Source organism: Enterobacter sp. BNK-13 (genome assembly GCF_048685015.1).
Lineage (GTDB): Bacteria > Pseudomonadota > Gammaproteobacteria > Enterobacterales > Enterobacteriaceae > Enterobacter > Enterobacter quasiroggenkampii.
The window spans coordinates 2,808,208-2,828,179 of the sequence record NZ_JBLQTP010000001.1 but is presented as its reverse complement, the minus strand read 5'-3'; the positions used below and the strand labels follow the sequence as shown (position 1 = coordinate 2,828,179).

Sequence of the window (19,972 nt, the reverse complement as noted above, 5' to 3'; positions counted from 1 at the left end):
TTGTTTCTGGGGTTCAGATGAAAATCGCCAAGATACTCAATAATAACGTGGTGGTTGTTCAGGATGAGCGCGGGCGCGAACAGGTGGTGATGGGCCGTGGGCTGGCCTTTCAGAAGCGCGTCGGTGAAGCGCTGGATACCGCGTTGGTTGAAAAGGTGTTTGCGTTACAAAGCGATGAACTGGTGCGTCGGCTCGGAGAGCTGCTGAGTCAAATTCCGCTGGAGGTGATGACCACCTGCGACCGCATCATCGGGCTGGCGGCGCAGCGGCTGGGCAAGCTGCAGGAGAGCTTGTATATCACCCTCACCGATCACTGCTACTTTGCGATTGAGCGGCAGAAGAACGGGTTGGCCATCAAAAACGTGCTGCTGTGGGATATTAAACGACTGTATCCGAAGGAGTTCGAGTTAGGGCAGGAGGCGCGGGCCATTATCGCCAGACGCCTGAACGTCGAACTGGAGGAGGATGAGGCCGGTTTTATCGCCCTGCATCTGGTCACCGCGCAGCTGAACAGCGAAATGCCGGAGGTGATGCACGTGACGCGGGTGATGCAGGAGATCCTGCAGCTGGTGAAGTATCAGCTGCAGCTTGAGTATGACGAAGAGTCGCTCAGCTATCAGCGTTTTGTCACCCACCTGAAGTTTTTTGCCCAGCGGATGCTCACCCGCACCGTGGTGGAAGATGACGATGTCTCGCTGCATACGGCAGTCAAAGACAACTACGCGAAGGCGTGGAAATGCGCCGAGAAAATCGCACAGCACCTGAACAAAAGCTATCAGCGTGAGCTGACAACCGAAGAAATTATGTTTCTCGCCATTCATATCGAGCGGGTGAGAAAAGAGGGGCGTTAAGCCTCAAACAGGATTGTTACTGCACTACGCAGGCAAAACCTGAGCGCGGCCTTCGTCAGAAGGCCGTTCTCGGGTTTTTTTATTTTTTGTACTCAGTCAACAGGTGCCTGCGGGCATCGGATGTAAGGAAATCGAGATGGAATACCAGGCTTTAGCGAAGGATATTCTCGGCCACGTTGGCGGAAAAGAGAACATCGTCAGTCTTGTGCACTGCGCGACCCGGCTTCGCTTCAAACTGAAAGACAATCAACGGGCGGATGCGGAAGGGCTCAAGAAAAATCCGGGCGTGATCATGGTGGTCGAAAGCGGCGGCCAGTTTCAGGTGGTGATTGGCAACCACGTTCACGACGTCTGGCAGGCTGTCCGCAATGAAGCAGGCCTGACCGACGACGCCCCTGTCGTGGAAGAGAAGGGTGAAAAGGGTAACCTGTTGGGCCGTCTGATTGATATCGTCTCCGGCATCTTTACCCCGTTTATCGGCATTCTGGCCGCGTCCGGTATTCTGAAGGGGCTGCTGGCGCTGGCCGTGGTGTGCGGCTGGCTCACGACCGAGAGCGGCACGTATAAAATCTGGTTTGCTGCCAGCGACGCGCTGTTCTTCTTCTTCCCGCTGGTGCTGGGCTATACCGCCGGGAAAAAGTTCGGCGGCAACCCATTCATTACCATGGTGATCGGCGGGGCGCTCACCCATCCAGTGATGATTGCGGCGTTCAACGCCAGCCAGCAGCCGGGCGCGGTGTCGGAAGCCTTTTTGGGCATTCCTGTCACCTGGTTCAACTATAGCTCGTCGGTGATCCCGATTATTCTCGCCGCGTGGGTGAGCTGCTGGCTGGAAAAGCAGAGCACCAGGCTGCTGCCTTCCTCGATGAAAAACTTCTTCGCGCCGCTGATCTGTCTTGCCGTGACCGTGCCGCTGACTTTCCTCGTTATCGGGCCGCTGGCGACCTGGCTGAGCCAGATGCTGGCGAACGGCTATCAGAGTATTTACGTTCTGGCACCGTGGCTGGCGGGCGCGGCGATGGGCGCGCTGTGGCAGGTCTGCGTCATTTTTGGCCTGCACTGGGGGCTGGTGCCGCTGATGATCAACAACCTGGCGGTGCTGGGGCATGACTCCATGCTGCCGATGCTCTTGCCTGCGGTGTTCGGCCAGGTGGGGGCGGCACTGGGCATTTTCCTGCGTACCCGCGATGCGCGTCAGAAAATGCTGGCCGGTTCATCCGTGACGGCAGGGTTTTTCGGTATCACCGAACCCGCAGTGTATGGCGTAAACCTGCCGCTGCGCCGTCCGTTTATTTTTGGCTGCGTGGCAGGCGCTATCGGCGGAGCGATTGTCGGCTTTAGTGACACCCACGTTTACTCTTTCGGCTTCGCCAATATCTTTACTGTCGCCCAGATGATCCCGCCGGGCGGCGTGGACGCCACGCTGTGGGGCGGCATTATCGGTACGGTGGTGGCGCTGGTGCTGAGCTGCGGCCTGACGCTGGTCGCCGGTATGCTAGGAAACACCGCGACAGAAGGGGTGGTCACCGCGGGCGAAAACGATGTGCTATCACCGATGACCGGTACCGTTCTTGCGCTCGACCAGGTGCCGGATACCACCTTTGCCAGCGGCCTGCTGGGCAGCGGCGCCGCGATTATTCCCTCCGATAACAAAGTGGTTGCCCCGTTTGCTGGCGTGGTGGCCTCGCTGTTCCAGACCAAACACGCCATCGGCCTGCTCAGTAACAGTGGAATCGAAGTGTTGATCCATGTGGGTATCGACACCGTGAAGCTCGACGGCAAGCCGTTTACCGCCCATGTGAAGGTCGGTGACACGGTGCAACCCGGCGATCTGCTGCTGGAGTTTGACCGACAGGCGATTATCGATGCCGGATACGATCTGGCGACCCCGATTATTATCAGTAACAGCGATGAGTATCGCGACGTGGTGACCGTGGCGGCAACGTCCGTCAATGCTGGTGCGCCGTTACTCAGCGTAAGCCATCAATAACAGGAGAACGTGATGAAAACTTTCCCGGACGATTTTTTATGGGGCGGCGCGGTTGCCGCGAATCAGGTAGAGGGCGCGTATCTGGAGGAGGGGAAAGGGCTGTCCACCTCTGACGTTCAGCCGCAGGGAGTCTTCGGCCCGGTGGTTGAGCGCGTGGCGGGCGACAGCGGCATCAAGGATGTTGCCATCGACTTCTATCATCGCTATCCGGAAGACATCAAACTGTTCGCGGAGATGGGCTTTAGCTGCCTGCGCGTCTCCATTGCCTGGACCCGCATTTTTCCGAACGGCGACGAGGAGCAGCCGAACGAGGCGGGGCTGGCGTTTTACGACCGGCTGTTTGACGAGCTGGCCGCGCACAACATTACCCCGCTGGTGACGCTGTCGCATTACGAAATGCCGTGGGGGCTGGTGAAGCAGTACGGCGGATGGGGCAGCCGCCAGACTATTGAGTTCTTCGAGCGCTACGCCCGTACCGTGTTTGTGCGCTACAAAGAAAAGGTCAAGCTCTGGCTGACCTTCAACGAGATCAATATGTCTCTGCACGCGCCGATGACCGGCGTGGGCCTGCCGGAAACCAGCAGCAAAGGCGAAGTGTATCAGGCGATCCATCATCAGCTGGTGGCCAGCGCGCTGGCGGTGAAGGCCTGCCATGAGATCGTTCCTGATGGCAGAATTGGCAATATGCTGCTGGGCGGTCTGATGTATCCGCTGACCTGCAAGCCGGAAGATGTTCTGGAAACACTGCAGGAAAACCGCGCCTGGCAATTCTTTGGTGACGTACAGTGTCGCGGTGCCTACCCGGGGTATATGCAGCGCTTCTTCCGCGACAACGGTATTCAGCTTGAGGTCACGGATGCCGACCGCGAGGCGCTGAAATCGACCGTCGATTTTATCTCCTTCAGCTACTACATGACGGGCTGCGTCACCGCGGACGACGCCCTCAACCAGCAGGCGCGCGGCAACATCCTGAGCATGGTGCCAAACCCGCATCTGGCCAGTTCCGAATGGGGCTGGCAGATTGACTCCATCGGCCTGCGTACCCTGCTAAACGTGCTCTGGGATCGCTATCAGAAGCCGCTGTTTATCGTGGAAAATGGTCTGGGAGCAAAGGATAAACCGGACGCGGACGGCACGGTGCAGGATGACTACCGCATCAGCTACCTTAACGACCATCTGGTGCAGGTGCGTGAAGCGATCGAAGACGGCGTTGAGGTGATGGGCTATACCAGCTGGGGCCCAATCGACCTGGTGAGCGCATCAAAAGCTGAACTCTCTAAGCGCTACGGCTTTATTTACGTCGATCGCGATGACAGCGGAAAAGGTACGCTGGCGCGCAGCCGCAAGAAAAGCTTCTACTGGTATAAAGAGGTCATTGCGACGAAAGGCGCGTCGCTGAAAGTTTAATAACGCGATCAACCTGACAGAGGACGTTCACGCTGTCGGGTTGATTATTTTTTATTTGCATAATTAAATTTAAATAATAATTTCGGTGAATACTTTTCCGTATATTTAAATCTATGACAATTTACGCGTTGCCACGCATTACTAAAAAAACAAACAGAATCAAGCGTAATTTGCGCCTTTATTTTTTGAGTATATGGCGTAATGAAACGTTCTTTTATTTTATCTCTGAGTGTTCCCTTTGCATTTATTCTGGCTGCCTGCGCGCCTGAACATGCCACGGTATCTCCCATTAAAACGCAAACCACGGCGGCGTCGGTAAAGACGGTTCTGGCTCATCAGGACTGGCCGAAAAATGAGTGGTGGAAAGCATATAACGATCCTGAACTTAATTCGCTGATCGCGAAAGCATTAAGCGATGCGCCGGATATGCAGATTGCCCGTCAGCGCATTACGCTCGCTGAAGCCCAGGCCAAAGCGGCTATGGCATCCGACGGTCCGCAGATTGATTTTTCAGCGGATGCCGAACGTCAGAAAATGTCCGCCGAAGGGCTGATGGGGCCCTTTGCCATTACCGACCCGGCGGCAGGGACAACCGGGCCGTGGTACACCAACGGCACCTTTGGCCTGACGGCAGGCTGGGATCTCGATCTGTGGGGAAAAAATCGTGCGCAGGTCGAAGCCCGGATAGGCAAAGTAAATGCGCAAAAAGCGGAGCTGGAGCAGACCCGTCAGCTGCTGGCCAGCAGCGTGGCGCGTCTTTACTGGGAATGGCAAACGCAGGCCGCCGTGGGGGAGGTCCTCGCGCAGATCAAACATGAGCAGGACAATATTATCGGCGCCGACCGCGAGCTGTATCAACACGGCATCACCTCCTCCGTGGAGGGCGTCGAAACGGACATCAACGCCAGCAAAACCGAAGAGCAGCTGGCCGGGGTCAACGGGAAGATGAAAGCCATAGAGGCGCGCCTGGTCGCGCTGACCAACGCCCCCTCCGTGAAGCTGACGCGGCACGCCTTGCCGACGGTGGAAGCCTCGTTACCGTCGACGCTCGGCTATGAACTGCTGGCACGCCGCCCGGATCTTCAGGAGGCGCACTGGTATATCGACGCCTCCATGAGCGAGGTGGAGGCCGCCAGAGCAGCGTTCTATCCTGACGTGAACTTGATGGCGTTCTTACAGCAGGATGCCCTCCACCTGAGCGATCTGTTCCGTTCATCCGCGCAGCAGATGGGCGTGACCGCCGGGTTGACGCTGCCAATTTTTGACAGCGGCAGGCTGAACGCCAGCCTGGATATCGCCCAGGCGCAGAACAATCTCTCGGTTGCCAACTACAACAAAGCGGTAGTGGAGGCCGTCAATCAGGTGGCACGCACGGCCAGCGAAGTCGAAACGCTAATGGCGAAGAACAGCCATCAGCAGCAGGTTGAAAAAGATGCGGCACGGGTCGTGGCGCTGGCTCAGGCGCGTTTCAGCGCGGGGATTATTGCGGGCTCCCGGGTCAGTGAAGCCAGAATACCGGCCCTCAAAGAGCACCTCGAAGGCGTGCTGCTGAAGGGGCAATATGTCGACGCTACCCTGCAGCTGACCTCGGCGCTGGGCGGCGGCTATCATCATGGCTAAAAAAGGCCATTATCTATACTTACCTCTTTGCAGTTTTTCAGGAGGTGAGTATGACCAGAGTAGCGATTGTTACCGCATCGGATTCCGGGATTGGGAAAACCACGGCCCTGATGCTGGCTGAGCGCGGGTTTGATATTGGCGTCACCTGGCACTCGGATGAGAAAGGGGCGCTGGAAACCTGCCGCGAAGTCGAAGCGCAGGGACAGCGTGCGGAGGCTATCCATCTTGATTTAAGCACGCTGCCGGAAGGCGCTGAGGCCATTGAAACGCTGATTGCGCGTTTTGGCCGGCTGGACGTGCTGGTCAATAATGCAGGGGCGATGACCAAAGCGCCGTTCCTCGAGATGCCGTTCGACGACTGGCGGAACATTTTCACCGTCGACGTGGACGGGGCGTTTCTTTGTTCACAGATAGCCGCAAGGCAGATGGTGAAGCAGGGGGAAGGGGGGCGGATTGTGAACATCACCTCGGTACATGAACACACGCCCCTGCCGGAGGCCAGCGCCTACACGGCGGCGAAACACGCGCTCGGCGGGTTAACCAAATCCATGGCGATGGAGCTGGTGAAGCACAACATTCTGGTGAACGCCGTCGCGCCGGGTGCCATTGCCACGCCAATGAATGACATGGACGACAGCGAAGTGAAGGAAGGCTCAATGCCGGAAATCCCGCTGGCAAGACCGGGCCACACGAAAGAGATTGCCAGCCTGGTGGCGTGGCTGTGTGACAGCGACGCCAGCTATACAACAGGGCAATCGTTTATCGTCGACGGGGGCTTTATGCTGGCGAACCCGCAGTTTAAGCCGGAGGGGTAGTTTCCTTTCGCCCTCTCCCTTGAGGGAGAGGGCTGGGGTGAGGGGGAACATACGGCTGTAGTGGTCATTCCGTTCACTTTATGTTCTTTGCTACTCTGTAACGACATGACCTGTGAACGTGCCAGGGCGGCTCAGTCTGCACTGAACCCCATATCCAGGACACCAGATCATAGAATCTGGAGGTCCTTATGAGATATCCCTTCCACATCCGTCTTGAGGCTGTTCAGCATTACATGACTGGCCAGTCGAGCATTAAAGAAACAGCCCGTCTGTTCAGTGTTGGCCGAACACCTCTTACCCGCTGGATACGGTCTTACAGGCGTCAGGGGAAGGCCGGGCTGGAGGACCGTCCTGCACGGACCTATACTTCAGCTTTCAGGCTCCGCGTAATCCGTTATGTTGCTGAACACGGGTGCAGCTATGCGGAAGCTTCAGCGCGCTTTGCCATTCCAAATGAGTCGCTCATTCTCGACTGGACAAGACGTTACCGGAAAGGCGGCGCACAGGCGCTTAATACAGCCAAATCCGGGCCCGCTATGTCACAGAAAAAGTTTATACCTGACTCCAGACCGCTCAGTGAGATGACTCCCTCAGAACTTCTGAGAGAGCTGGAATATCTGCGGGCGGAAAACGCATATCTAAAAAAGCTCAAAGCCCTGAGGGAAGAAAAGACTCTCAGGGAACAGCAGAAAAAGCGCGAGTGATACAGAGTCTGCTTGCAGACCACCGACTTGTTTACCTGCTCTGTGCCGCAGGGCTGGCGCGCAGCACGTATTATTACCAGATATCCAGACCCGCAGGTGAGCCGGTTCGGTATGCGGCTGCTGTCAGTGCTATGTTCACGATCAGTCAGAGAAACGCCCAATGCTATGGTTACCGAAGAATGACGGCGGCACTGCGTAATGAGGCCTTCACGCTGAACCATAAAACGGTTCGTATATTGATGAAAAAGTATGATCTGACATGCCAGTTGCGCCGAAGAAAATACCGTTCCTGTATGGCCGGTGGTGGCCCGGCTTCCGATAATCTTCTTGCTCGCAACTTCAGAGCCGAACGCAGTGGGATAAAGTGGTGCACAGACGTGACGGAGTTCCGTGCCGGTGGTCAAAAACTGTTCCTTTCGGCCCTTCAGGATCTGTTCAATAATGAAATTGTGGCCTGGCAAACATCAACCAGTCAGTCGCAACCTCTGGTCTGCAGGATGCTAAAAAAAGCGCTTAATGCATGCAGAAACAAAGAAGGTGCGATGTTGCACAGTGATCAGGGCTGGGCTTACAGAACGCCTGTCTGGCGCAGAATGCTGGCTGATGCAGGCATAACACAAAGTATGTCGCGTAAGGGCAACTGTCTGGATAATGCAGTGATGGAAAACTTCTTCAGTCACCTGAAAGTAGAGATGTATTACAGGAAAAAGTACAGTTCAGTGAAAGAGCTTGAAAGCGATATTGGCAGGTATATTCGCTATTACAATACCGAACGAATCAGTTTAAAAACGGGCGGGATGAGTCCGGTTGAATACCGGACTCTGACAGAACAACAATGAAAGCATGGTGTCCAGGTTTAGGGGTTCAGTGCAATCGCCGCCGCCCTGGCGACCCGGGCTCCCGGCGGTAAATCGCCGCTTCGCGGTCCCCTCAGCTTATTCCTTCAGGCTATCGGGTCGGGCATGAGCCTGCATCCCTGCAGGCCACGCCCTCTCGGCGCATCCCTGCGCCTCGCCCCGGCCTTACGGAAACGCTTCGGCGATTTACAGCCGGACCAGGGTGTTGCCGTAAGTCGTTAATTTTCCTGAAACTATATACATCGCTTCCGGTTAAAAAATTACTGGGGATTACTCAGCCCTGTGGGTTAGGGCATCAGGCCGCACTCACTCCTCATCCCGCGTCTTTTCCCGATGCTTCAGCCACAGTCGAACCGCAATCACCGCCACAACCACCAGAATCAACCACGCCCAGTGCTTCAGGTGCTGGTCGAGATTATGCAGCCAGGGCGCAATCACTTCGCCCCCTACATAACCGAGCGTCGTAAAGATCAGCGCCCAGGCAATCGCGCCCACAATATTGAGCGGCAGAAAAATTTTGGGCGGCAGATGGCTGGCGCCAATCAGTATCGGCCCGATAATGCGAAAGCCATACATAAAGCGGGTGCCAATGACGAACAGATAGGGATGACGTTGAATGAGCCGCTGAGCGCGGCGGATTTTCTTCTGATGCTTTGCGAAACGCTTTAGCAGCGTTGGTCCAAAGCGCAGCCCCAGAAAGTAGAGCAGCTGATCGCCTATCATCCCGCCCAGCGCGACCGCGGCGACGACCAGCGGGAATTTCAGTAACCCCTGATGCGCGGCGACGCCCCCTAACAGCGTGATGGTTTCACCTTCTGCCACGCTACCGATCACCAGCGCGGCATATCCATATTGCTCAATAAGTGCGTTAATATCCATTACGTAACTGTTATCTCCCTCAGCGTGCCTCGTTTAATCATATACCCCATGAATCAACAGCGGGGAAATCAACGGAAATTTCCCACTGTACATAAAATAATCTAAAGCCTGCATTATACTTAAGGTATCGCTGACGGGCCGACAACAAGGGGGCGCTATGAACCATGTCTGGGGACTTTTCTCCCATCCCGATCGTGAAATGCATGTCATTAAAAGTGAGAACGAAACGGTCTCGCATCATTACACGCACCACGTGCTGCTGATGGCTGCGGTGCCGGTAATATGCGCTTTTATCGGAACGACACAAATCGGCTGGAACTTCGGTGACGGCACCGTGGTTCAGCTTTCCTGGTTTACCGGACTCTATCTGGCCATCGTCTTTTATGGCCTGATGCTGGCGGGTGTGGCGGTCATGGGGCGGGTCATTCACTGGATGGCGCGTAACTATCCGCAACGTCCATCGCTGGCGCACTGTATGGTCTTTGCCGGGTATGTCGCGACTCCGCTGTTCTTAAGCGGTATTGTTGCGCTCTATCCACTGGTCTGGCTGTGCGCGCTGATCGGTACTATTGCCCTATTTTACACCGGTTATCTGCTGTATCTGGGGGTTCCAACCTTCCTGAATATCAATAAAGAAGAGGGCCTGAGCTTCTCCAGTTCAACGCTTGCCATCGGGGTGCTGGTGCTGGAGGCGCTACTGGCGCTGACGGTAATTCTTTGGGGTTATGGATACCGTCTCTTCTAAACGCACTGCATTGCTGGCGTAAATGCCAGCAATGCAGCATCTGTTCACGATTATCCTCTGGCGACAACGCCCGCTGACGGCTATGATGCCGAAGCCAGCCTGAGTTTATCCGTCGACCCAGGCGGTGTACGTTATGACGTGCGTGAATAATTATCAGAAGTCTCACCATGCTGAAATTCCGAGTCTCTTTACTTAGCCTGGCGCTGTTGCTGGGTGCGTCCGCTGCCGTGCCGGCCGTCGCCAAAACGCCCGCGGTGACTGCTACCGCCGCTCAGCCGCAAATTGCTTCCGGCAGCGCGATGATTGTCGATCTCAACACCAATAAGGTGATTTACGCCAGCCATCCGGATCTGGTGCGACCGATCGCCTCAATTACCAAATTAATGACCGCGATGGTGGTGCTTGATGCCCATCTGCCGCTGGACGAAAAACTGAAAGTGGATATCAGCCACACGCCGGAGATGAAGGGGATCTACTCCCGCGTGCGCCTGAACAGTGAGATCAGCCGTAAGAATATGCTGCTGCTGGCGCTGATGTCGTCTGAAAACCGCGCGGCGGCGAGCCTGGCGCACCACTATCCGGGCGGCTACGACGCCTTTATCCGCGCGATGAATGCCAAAGCCAAAGCGCTGGGGATGAACAATACGCACTATGTTGAACCGACGGGGCTGTCGATCAACAACGTCTCCACGGCGCGCGATCTGACGAAACTGCTGATTGCCAGCAAACAGTACCCGCTGATTGGTCAGCTCAGTACCACCCGTGAAGAGATGGCGACCTTTGCGAACCCAGCCTATACGCTGCCGTTCCGCAATACTAACCATCTGGTTTACCGGGATAACTGGAATATTCAGCTAACCAAAACCGGCTTTACCAACGCGGCAGGACACTGTCTGGTGATGCGCACCGTGTTTAACGGTAAGCCGGTGGCGCTGGTGGTGATGGATGCCTTCGGCAAATACACGCACTTCGCGGATGCGAGCCGCCTGCGTACCTGGATTGAAACAGGAAAAGTGCAGCCTGTCCCGGCCGCGGCATTGACGTATAAAAAGCAGAAAGCCGAGCAGATGGCGACGGCACAGAACGATTAGGTAAAAGCAAAACGGTAACGCATGTTACCGTTTTTTATGTTTTCTCCCTCTTCCTGTGGGAGAGGGCCGGGGTGAGGGCACCAGACCGCACTGCGTTTATTCCGGCAGCGTCCAGTCGCCGTCGTTGAGCGGGCGCTGCATAATCACCGTATCCCGCCAGTCTCCTTTCTTATAGCCTACGCTGCGCAGCTGACCGACAATCACGAAACCATGTTTTTTATGCAGGCGTAACGAACCGGCGTTGTTATTGCCATCTCCCACTACGGCAATCATCTGCCGCCACGGCCCTTGCTCGCAGCGTTCAATCAGCGCATCCATCAGTGCCGTGCCAAAACCGCGCCCGGTGATGCTGGCATCCACGTAAATCGACTCTTCCAGGGTATAGCGGTAGGCGTGTCGCGGTCGGTAAGGGGTGGCATAGCAGTAGCCCACCACAATGCCGCGGTACAGCGCAATAAGCCACGGTAAACCGTTCTCAGTCACGCTTTTCATACGTTGGCGCATTTCGTCAATGGTCGGGGGGACTTCTTCAAATGACGCGCGCCCGTGAAGTACATGCCAGGCATAGATCGCGGCAATGGCATGCACATCATCGGGAAGGGCATCGCGCACTTCCAGCTCGGTCTCGGATAAAACATCAATAGCCGACATGATGTGCCTGCTCCTCGTTATCGAATGCCGGAGAAACGTTTCTCCGGCGATGAGCAGTTACTCTATTACGATTAAGGAGCGCTTAACAATCTCTCAAATTTGGCTGTAGGAATTAATCAGACGCTTGCGTTATGCGCTGCTCCGCGTCTTCGCTCTCTTTCCAGTATTTCTTCCGCGTTGTTTTACCGATGCCGGGATTCATGCTGTTTGTAGGGTCATTCTCGCGATAAAACTGCTTAAGTGCGTCCGGGGCTTTATAAAGATGTCCGACGTTGTGTTCCGCAGGATATTGTGCGCCACGTTCACGCAAAAGGGCGAGCATCTGCTCCTTCAGTTCGTGTGCATCGACCCCTTTTTTGACGATGTAATCCTGATGGAAGACATAGCACATAAAGTGGCCGTAATAGAGCTTATGCACCAGCTTGCTGTCGATTTCCGGCGGCAGGTGTTCAAACCACTCGGTGTCGTTACGCCGCAGGGCGATATCCAGCGCCAGAATGTCTTCCACCTCTTCGGAATGCACCGCCTGATATCGGATGGCGGCACCAGCGGCGGCAAAGCGGTGCAGAAACGCTTTGCTGCCCTCTTCAGGCGTACAGGCAAAGAAATCCCCTTCGGCGGTTTTGAAGAACTCGGTCAGCCAGGCCTGCGCTTCGGCGATCCCGTCTCCGGCCATTTTCAGCAGCAGGTGATGTTCGTACTTGTCGCGCCAGGTTTTCATTCTCTCCGGCAGATGCGCCGGGAAAACGTTGCCCAGCTTCTGCATAAAGCGGTCGGTGAAGTGGGGTTTGAACAGCGACACTTTCTCCAGCATCGCGTCGGTACGGCCCTTCATGGTGAAGAAGAACGGCATTTTGTCGGTGCCGAGCTTGTCGATCATCAGGAACGTGTCTTTGCCGTAGCGCTCGGCGATGTCGTAAATGTCCCGGTGCATGTACTCGCCCGCCACCGGCAGATGGGTGAATTCGCCCAGAATATGACGGCGGATCTCCGTCAGAACCTCAGGCTGGTTGGTGCCGATGTAAAATACCTGCTGCTTTTTCTCTGCCGGGAACGTGTCGAGACGTACCGCAAAAACGGCCAGCTTGCCCGCGCAGCCGGAGGATTCAAACAGGCGATCCGGGTCGGCGTTATAGCGCGCCGGGGTGTCAGCGTTGATATCCCGCACCCGGGTCACGTAGTCATGGTCGTGCGCATGGCGGCCGTCGTGCTGAACGTCTTCGTCCTTCACGCGATCGTCGTCGAGCTTGCTGAGGATCTGTTCCGGCGTCACGCCGAGATCGATTCCCAGATGGTTCACCAGCGTCAGCTTGCCGTTTTCGTCAATACGGGCAAACAGCGACATCTCGGTGTAGGCGGGGCCACGCTGTACCAGCGAGCCGCCGGAGTTATTGCAGATCCCACCGACCACCGAGGCGCCAATGCAGGAGGAACCGATCACCGAGTGCGGTTCGCGGCCCAGCGGCTTAAGCGCTTTCTCGAGGGAGTAGAGCGTCGTGCCGGGGAACGCGAGCACCTGCTCGCCTTTATCCAGCAGGTGCAGCTTGTCGAGGCGCAGGGTGCTGATAATCACGATGTCACGATCGTAATCGTTGCCGTTCGGCGTAGAGCCTTCGGTCAGGCCGGTGTTGGCCGCCTGCATTAAAATAATCTTGTCGGCGGCGACGCAGGCGCTCAGCACGCGCCACAGCTCCAGCAGCGTGCCGGGGAAAACCACCGCCAGCGCCTCGCCCTGACCGGAGCGGAAGCCCTTGCGGTAGCGGGCGGTTTTAGCCGGGTCGGTAAGCAGGTGAGAGGAGCCAACCAGGCGCGACAGTTCGTTAATAAATGTTTTGTTATCGTCAGTTCGAACAGAAGACATCTTCCACTCCTTGTGGTGGGGCAAATTTCTCGCTGTAAAGCATAGCGCGATTAACTGTTAAGCGGTCGAGTATTCACGAGAAAAATCAGAGAATAACCCTGCAACGATCGGAGGGTTTGTGGCACACTGCGCTTTTCGCACGGTATGGCCGAGATCGTCCGGCGGTTATTGATGAGAGAGTAAAACGACATGAAATGGCTATGTTCTGTAGGTGTCGCCGTCAGCCTGGCGCTGCAACCTGCGCTGGCAGAGGATTTGTTTGGCAATCACCCGCTCACGCCTGAAGCGCGGGATGCGTTTGTCACGGAATTGCTCAAGAAAATGACGGTCGATGAGAAAATCGGCCAGCTGCGTCTGATCAGCGTCGGCCCGGATAACCCGAAAGAGGCCATCCGCGAGATGATCAAAGACGGGCAGGTAGGGGCCATCTTTAATACCGTCACCCGCCAGGATATCCGCAAGATGCAGGACCAGGTGATGGATCTCAGCCGCCTGAAAATTCCGCTGTTTTTTGCCTATGACGTGGTACACGGCCAGCGTACCGTCTTCCCCATCAGCCTCGGCTTAGCCTCCTCCTTTAACCTCGACGCGGTGAAAACCGTCGGGCGCGTGTCGGCTTATGAAGCGGCGGACGACGGCCTGAACATGACCTGGGCGCCTATGGTGGACGTCTCGCGCGATCCGCGCTGGGGCCGCGGCTCGGAAGGATTTGGTGAAGATACGTATTTAACCTCCACGATGGGTAAAACCATGGTGGAAGCGATGCAGGGCAAAAGCCCGGCGGACCGCTACTCGGTGATGACCAGCGTCAAGCACTTCGCGGCCTACGGCGCGGTGGAGGGCGGTAAAGAGTACAACACCGTCGACATGAGCCCGCAGCGCCTGTTCAACGACTACATGCCGCCGTACAAGTCCGGTCTGGATGCGGGCAGCGGCGCGGTGATGGTGGCGCTGAACTCGCTGAACGGCACGCCTGCGACCTCTGATTCCTGGCTGCTGAAAGACGTGCTGCGCGACCAGTGGGGCTTTAAGGGCATCACCGTTTCCGACCACGGCGCGATTAAAGAGCTGATCAAACACGGTACCGCCTCCGACCCGGAAGACGCGGTGCGCGTCGCGCTCAAGTCCGGCATCAACATGAGCATGAGCGACGAGTATTACAGCAAATACCTGCCAGGGCTGGTGAAGAGCGGCAAGGTGACGATGGCGGAGCTGGACGATGCCACCCGTCACGTGCTGAACGTGAAATACGACATGGGGCTGTTTAACGATCCGTACAGCCACCTGGGTCCGAAAGAGTCTGACCCGGCAGATACTAATGCTGAAAGCCGCCTGCACCGCAAAGAAGCGCGTGACGTGGCGCGCGAAAGCCTGGTGCTGCTGAAAAACCGCCTCGACACGCTGCCGCTGAAAAAATCCGGCACCATTGCCGTGGTGGGGCCGCTGGCCGACAGCAAGCGCGACGTGATGGGCAGCTGGTCTGCCGCGGGCGTGGCTGACCAGTCCGTGACCGTGCTGACCGGTATCAAGAGTGCCGTCGGTGAAAACGCCAAAGTGGTTTACGCCAAAGGGGCGAACGTCACCAACGATAAAGACATCGTGACCTTCCTCAACCAGTATGAGGAAGCGGTCAAGGTCGATCCGCGCACGCCGAAGGAGATGATTGACGAGGCGGTGAACGCCGCGAAGCAGTCTGACGTCGTTGTCGCGGTCGTGGGGGAAGCGCAGGGTATGGCGCACGAGGCCTCCAGCCGGACCGATATCACCATTCCACAGAGCCAGCGCGATCTGATCGCCGCCTTGAAAGCCACCGGCAAGCCGCTGGTGCTGGTGCTGATGAACGGTCGTCCGCTGGCGCTGGTGAAAGAAGACCAGCAGGCTGACGCCATCCTGGAAACCTGGTTCGCCGGTACCGAAGGCGGTAACGCCATCGCAGACGTGCTGTTTGGCGATTACAACCCGTCGGGCAAGCTGCCGATGTCCTTCCCGCGCTCCGTCGGGCAGATCCCGGTCTACTACAGCCACCTGAACACCGGTCGCCCGTACAACGCCGACAAGCCGAACAAATACACGTCTCGTTACTTCGACGAAGCTAACGGCCCGCTGTATCCGTTTGGTTACGGCCTGAGCTACACCACCTTCAAGGTTTCTGACGTCAAAATGTCGTCGCCGAGCCTGAAGCGTGACGGCAACGTCACCGCCAGCGTTGAGGTGACCAACACCGGCAAGCGTGAAGGGGCAACGGTGATTCAGATGTACGTTCAGGATGTCACCGCGTCGATGAGCCGTCCGGTGAAACAGCTGCGCGGTTTTGAGAAGGTCAACCTGAAGCCGGGGGAAACCAAAACCATCAGCTTCCCGATCGACGTGGATTCGCTGAAGTTCTGGAACCAGCAGATGAAATATGATGCGGAACCGGGCAAGTTTAACGTCTTTATCGGCGTGGACTCCGCCCGCGTGAATAAAGGCGAGTTCGAGCTGCTGTAACCTTTCCCTCCTTTGCCTCCCCCCGTCCTGCGGGGGAGGCGTCTTACCTTATGCTAAAAAGGCATTTTGACGGTTAATTCCGCCGTTTTAAGCTACGCTTTTCTCTCAAGCCTCTGAAAAAGGCAGCAAAAAAATGAGGATAGCGGAATGACGATTGCAAAGGGGATGTTGGGATCTGCGGTGTTACTGGCGGCGCTGAGCCTGCCGTTACAGGCGGCGGAGCCGATAAAGGTGGGCTCAAAGATCGATACCGAAGGCGCGCTGCTCGGCAATATTATTTTGCAGGTGCTGGAAAGTCACGGCGTGAAAACGGTCAATAAAGTCCAGCTCGGCACTACGCCTGTTGTGCGCGGCGCAATTACCTCCGGCGAGCTGGATATCTACCCGGAATACACCGGCAACGGCGCATTCTTCTTCAAAGATGAAAACGATCCGGCCTGGAAAAACGCCAAAGCCGGGTATGAGAAAGTCAAAAAACTCGACGCGGAACAGAACAAACTGGTCTGGCTGACCCCGGCACCGGCCAACAATACCTGGACTATCGCCGTGCGCAAGGACGTGGCGGAGAAAGGGAAGCTGACCACCCTGGCGGATCTCAGCCGCTACCTGAAAGAGAAGGGCGACTTTAAGCTGGCGGCGTCCGCGGAGTTTATCGAGCGTCCTGATGCGCTCCCGGCTTTCGAAAAAGCGTACGACTTCAAGCTCGACCAGGCTCAGCTGCTCTCGCTGGCGGGCGGGGATACCGCGGTGACCATCAAAGCGGCGGCACAGCAAACCTCCGGCGTTAACGCGGCAATGGCCTACGGCACCGACGGCCCGGTGGCGGCGCTTGGCCTGCAAACCCTGACCGATCCAAAAGGCGTACAGCCGATTTACGCGCCGACCCCCGTGGTGCGCGAGGCGGTGCTAAAAGCGTACCCGGACATTGCAGAATGGCTCAAACCGGTTTTCGAAAAGCTGGATGAAAAAACGCTGCAGCAGCTGAATGCCAGCATTGCCGTCGAGGGACTGGATGCCAAAAAAGTGGCCGCCGACTTCCTGAAGCAACAAGGGCTTGTGAAGTAACGGGAAAAGGCTGTGCCAATAAAATGTCATAACCGCGTCCTGCTGCTGCTGGCCTGTGTGGCCATCACGGCGGTCGCGTTACCGTTTGTCAACGTTGCCCCAAACCGCCTGATGTCGGGGGAGGGCAAAGCGCTCTGGCAGGTCTGGTCGTTTACGCCGGGGTGGCTTGTGGCATCGCTGGGCGCGTGGGTGATCCTGTCGCTCTGGCAGGGACGCCCGGCGCAGTGGCTGACGCTGTTCCTCTCTGAAGGGCTGTTTATCCTCCTGTTCTGGAGCGCCGGGCTGGCGGCGACGCATATGGCCTCGGCGGAAAGTCCGCTGGCGAGAACCACTATCGGCAGCGGCCTGTGGCTGTGGCTGGCGCTCTGCCTGCTGGCCTGCAGCGATGCCATTCGTCGACTCATCGCCAGTGCCGTCTGGCGCTGGGTGCTCAATGCGCAGATATGGTGTATTCCTTTACTCCTGCTGTTCAGCGGGGAACTGAACAACCTCTCGCTGTTAAAAGAGTACGCCAACCGTCAGGAGGTGTTTGATGATGCCCTCGCGCAGCACCTGACGATCCTCTTCGGTACGCTCGTTCCGGCGCTGCTGGTTGGGATCCCCCTTGGCATGTGGTGCTATCGCCATCCTTCACGCCAGGGCGGGGTTTTTGCCGTGCTCAACGTTATCCAGACCATTCCTTCCATTGCGCTGTTTGGCCTGCTGATTGCGCCACTGGCCGGGCTGGTGAAGTCATTCCCGATGCTCGGAACGCTCGGTGTTGCCGGGACGGGGCTAACGCCCGCCCTTATCGCGCTGGTGCTGTATGCCCTGCTGCCGCTGGTGCGCGGCGTGGTCGCAGGTTTAGGCCAGGTCGCACCTGACGTGCTGGAAAGCGCCCATGCGATGGGAATGAGCGCGCGGCAGTGTTTCTGGAAAATTCAGCTCCCGCTGGCGCTGCCCCTGCTGCTGCGTAGCCTGCGGGTGGTGGCGGTCCAGACCGTTGGCATGGCGGTGATTGCGGCGCTGATTGGCGCGGGTGGCTTTGGCGCGCTGGTGTTCCAGGGGCTGTTGAGCAGTGCTCTGGATCTGGTGTTATTGGGCGTGGTGCCCACGATTGCGCTGGCGGTGGTCGTCGACGCACTGTTTGCCTTATGGCTCGCGCTGCTCGGGAGAAGAGCCAATGATTGAATTTCATGATGTCAGTAAAACCTTTGCCGGTCGCCCGGCGGCGAGCCACCTGAACCTGAACTTTGCCGAGGGAGCGTTTTCCGTGCTGATAGGCACCTCGGGGTCGGGCAAGTCCACCACGCTGAAGATGATCAACCGGCTGGTTGAGCATGACAGCGGGCTGATTCGCTTTGCCGGGGAAGAGATCCGCAGCCTGCCGGTGCTGGAGCTGCGTCGTCGGATGGGCTATGCCATACAGTCTATCGGCCTGTTTCCGCACTGGACGGTGGCGCAGAACATCGCCACCGTGCTGCAGCTGGAAAAATGGTCGCGGGCGAAAATCGCCGATCGTGTTGATGAGCTGATGTCTCTGCTGGGGTTAGAGCCCGCGCTGCGCGATCGCTATCCTCACCAGCTTTCCGGCGGGCAGCAGCAGCGCGTGGGCGTGGCGCGCGCGCTGGCGGCCAACCCGCAGGTGTTGCTGATGGACGAACCCTTTGGCGCGCTGGATCCGGTTACGCGCGGGGCGCTGCAGGCGGAGATGACCCGCATTCATCGCATTCTCGGACGCACGATCGTACTCGTGACGCACGATATTGATGAAGCCCTGCGCCTGGCTGACCATCTGGTGCTGATGGATCATGGCGAAGTGGTGCAGCAGGGCTCGCCGCTTGAGCTGTTAACCTGGCCGAAGAACGACTTTGTGCGCGAGTTTTTTGGCCGCAGCGAGCTGGGCGTCAGGCTGCTCTCCCTGCGAACGGTCAGCGACTATATGCGTCGGGAGGCGGTGCCGGTGAGCGGCGAACCGCTGCAGGCGCAGATGAGCCTGCGGGATGCGCTCTCCGCGTTTGTCGCGCGCCAGTGCGAGGTATTGCCCGTTTCGGATGCCCGGGGCGCGCCGTGCGGAACCTTACATTTTCGCGATCTGCTGGCCGGGGAGGTGACGCGTGAAGGCACTGCGTGATCCGCTCCTCTGGCTGGTAGCGCTCTTTGTCGCTTTACTGTTTCTGATGCCCCACAGCGCGGCGCTGTTTAACAGCCTCTTTCCCGGACTGCCGCGGCCGGTCTATCAGCAGGAGAGCTTCATTAATCTCGCCCTGGCGCATCTCTGGCTGGTGGCGCTCTCAAGCGCCATCGCGGTTGTGCTGGGCGTGGGGGCGGGCATCGCGGTCACGCGGCCTGCGGGCCGGGAGTTTCGTCCGCTGGTGGAGACGATTGCGGCCATCGGACAGACGTTTCCGCCCGTGGCGGTGCTGGCGATAGCGGTTCCGGTGATGGGCTTTGGCCAACAGCCTGCCATCATTGCGCTGATATTATACGGCGTACTGCCGGTTCTGCAGGGCACGCTGGCGGGCATCGCGGCGGTACCTGCGTCCGTGCTGAGCGTGGCGGAAGGGATGGGGATGAGTCGCGGCCAGCGGCTGCGTAAGGTTGAACTGCCGCTTGCGGCACCGGTTATCATTGCCGGGATCCGCACGTCGGTCATCATTAACATCGGGACGGCGACCATTGCGTCGACGGTCGGTGCTAATACGCTGGGAACGCCGATCATTATCGGCTTAAGCGGGTTTAATACGGCTTATATTGTGCAGGGAGCGGTGCTGGTCGCGCTGGCAGCAATCGTCGTCGATCGCGCTTTTGAGCGGCTGGCGCTGTACCTCAGCCGACACCGCCGCGAACAATAAACGAGTACCCTGCCAGCATTACGCCGCCGATGCCGCTTACGGCCATCAGGACAAAAAGGGTAATAATGGCCAGTTTGGTTGCCTTCATCATGTGCTCCTGTTGTTAACGGAACAA

General features: G+C 57.5%; 16 protein-coding genes and 1 pseudogene. 13 read left to right on the top strand and 4 right to left on the bottom strand.

From position 1 onward, the window contains the following. The first annotated feature begins 17 nt into the window (after nt 1-17). The 6 genes and pseudogenes from licT (at nt 18) to ACMGGQ_RS13700 (ending at nt 8,226) form a co-directional block, all read left to right on the top strand. On the top strand, nt 18-851 hold the full coding sequence (licT, locus tag ACMGGQ_RS13725; protein ID WP_023616723.1) for a BglG family transcription antiterminator LicT: 834 nt from the start codon (nt 18-20) through the stop codon (nt 849-851). A 29-nt stretch (nt 852-880) separates the two neighbouring features. Next, nucleotides 881-2,841: pseudogene (gene bglF, locus ACMGGQ_RS13720) on the top strand (PTS beta-glucoside transporter subunit IIABC); the annotation flags it as partial. A 12-nt stretch (nt 2,842-2,853) separates the two neighbouring features. Further along, on the top strand, nt 2,854-4,248 hold the full coding sequence (locus tag ACMGGQ_RS13715) for a glycoside hydrolase family 1 protein (protein ID WP_420290178.1): 1,395 nt from the start codon (nt 2,854-2,856) through the stop codon (nt 4,246-4,248). A gap of 201 nt (nt 4,249-4,449) precedes the next feature. After that, a complete protein-coding gene (mdtQ, locus tag ACMGGQ_RS13710) occupies nt 4,450-5,868 on the top strand; it encodes a multidrug resistance outer membrane protein MdtQ (RefSeq protein ID WP_325841151.1) in 1,419 nt (472 codons plus the stop codon). Between the two features lie 50 nt (nt 5,869-5,918). Next, nucleotides 5,919-6,683 (top strand): SDR family oxidoreductase, encoded by a 765-nt coding sequence (locus tag ACMGGQ_RS13705; protein ID WP_023615867.1) that lies wholly within the window; start codon nt 5,919-5,921, stop codon nt 6,681-6,683. 188 nt (nt 6,684-6,871) lie between these two features. Next, nucleotides 6,872-8,226 (top strand): IS3 family transposase gene (locus ACMGGQ_RS13700; protein ID WP_348957715.1). Its coding sequence is split into 2 segments (ribosomal slippage): nt 6,872-7,322 and nt 7,322-8,226, totalling 1,356 coding nucleotides; the frame shifts between segments, so codons are not numbered across the junction. Between the two features lie 324 nt (nt 8,227-8,550). On the opposite strand, the gene ACMGGQ_RS13695 is transcribed toward ACMGGQ_RS13700, so the two are convergent. Next, nucleotides 8,551-9,123, bottom strand: a complete 573-nt coding sequence (locus ACMGGQ_RS13695; RefSeq protein WP_008500905.1) for a DedA family protein — start codon at nt 9,121-9,123, stop codon at nt 8,551-8,553. 157 nt (nt 9,124-9,280) lie between these two features. On the opposite strand from ACMGGQ_RS13695, the gene ACMGGQ_RS13690 reads away from it, so the two are divergent. Further along, nucleotides 9,281-9,868 carry a Yip1 family protein gene (locus ACMGGQ_RS13690; RefSeq protein ID WP_023312454.1) on the top strand — a complete coding sequence of 196 codons (588 nt, stop codon included), beginning with the start codon at nt 9,281-9,283 and terminating at the stop codon, nt 9,866-9,868. Nucleotides 9,869-10,035: 167 nt separating this feature from the next. After that, nucleotides 10,036-10,959: a D-alanyl-D-alanine endopeptidase gene (gene pbpG, locus ACMGGQ_RS13685; RefSeq protein WP_045908667.1), complete on the top strand. Its 924-nt coding sequence runs from the start codon at nt 10,036-10,038 to the stop codon at nt 10,957-10,959. A gap of 96 nt (nt 10,960-11,055) precedes the next feature. Here pbpG and ACMGGQ_RS13680 read toward each other — a convergent pair whose 3' ends face one another. Together ACMGGQ_RS13680 and dld are read right to left on the bottom strand one after the other, a co-directional pair. Continuing rightward, nucleotides 11,056-11,610, bottom strand: coding sequence for a GNAT family N-acetyltransferase (locus tag ACMGGQ_RS13680; RefSeq protein WP_045908666.1), 555 nt, complete (start codon nt 11,608-11,610; stop codon nt 11,056-11,058). Between the two features lie 112 nt (nt 11,611-11,722). Further along, entirely contained in the window at nt 11,723-13,471 is a 1,749-nt protein-coding gene (dld, locus tag ACMGGQ_RS13675) for a D-lactate dehydrogenase (protein ID WP_045908665.1), read from the bottom strand. Nucleotides 13,472-13,660: 189 nt separating this feature from the next. Here dld and bglX point away from each other — a divergent pair, with 189 nt between their 5' ends. From bglX to ACMGGQ_RS13650, 5 genes are all read left to right on the top strand, one after another. After that, nucleotides 13,661-15,958, top strand: a complete 2,298-nt coding sequence (gene bglX, locus ACMGGQ_RS13670; protein ID WP_420290177.1) for a beta-glucosidase BglX — start codon at nt 13,661-13,663, stop codon at nt 15,956-15,958. 147 nt (nt 15,959-16,105) lie between these two features. Next, a complete protein-coding gene (osmF, locus tag ACMGGQ_RS13665) occupies nt 16,106-17,023 on the top strand; it encodes a glycine betaine ABC transporter substrate-binding protein OsmF (protein ID WP_420290176.1) in 918 nt (305 codons plus the stop codon). A 12-nt stretch (nt 17,024-17,035) separates the two neighbouring features. Further along, nucleotides 17,036-18,193 carry an ABC transporter permease gene (locus tag ACMGGQ_RS13660; RefSeq protein WP_420290175.1) on the top strand — a complete coding sequence of 386 codons (1,158 nt, stop codon included), beginning with the start codon at nt 17,036-17,038 and terminating at the stop codon, nt 18,191-18,193. Beyond that, nucleotides 18,186-19,136, top strand: a complete 951-nt coding sequence (locus ACMGGQ_RS13655) for an ABC transporter ATP-binding protein (protein ID WP_420290174.1) — start codon at nt 18,186-18,188, stop codon at nt 19,134-19,136. Before ACMGGQ_RS13660 ends, ACMGGQ_RS13655 begins: the two co-directional genes overlap by 8 nt. Then, nucleotides 19,120-19,857 (top strand): ABC transporter permease, encoded by a 738-nt coding sequence (locus ACMGGQ_RS13650; RefSeq protein WP_045908661.1) that lies wholly within the window; start codon nt 19,120-19,122, stop codon nt 19,855-19,857. Before ACMGGQ_RS13655 ends, ACMGGQ_RS13650 begins: the two co-directional genes overlap by 17 nt. Here the strand turns inward: ACMGGQ_RS13650 and ACMGGQ_RS13645 are convergent. Next, entirely contained in the window at nt 19,832-19,945 is a 114-nt protein-coding gene (locus tag ACMGGQ_RS13645; protein WP_008500895.1) for a protein YohO, read from the bottom strand. The genes ACMGGQ_RS13650 and ACMGGQ_RS13645 overlap by 26 nt on opposite strands. Nucleotides 19,946-19,972: the final 27 nt, after the last annotated feature.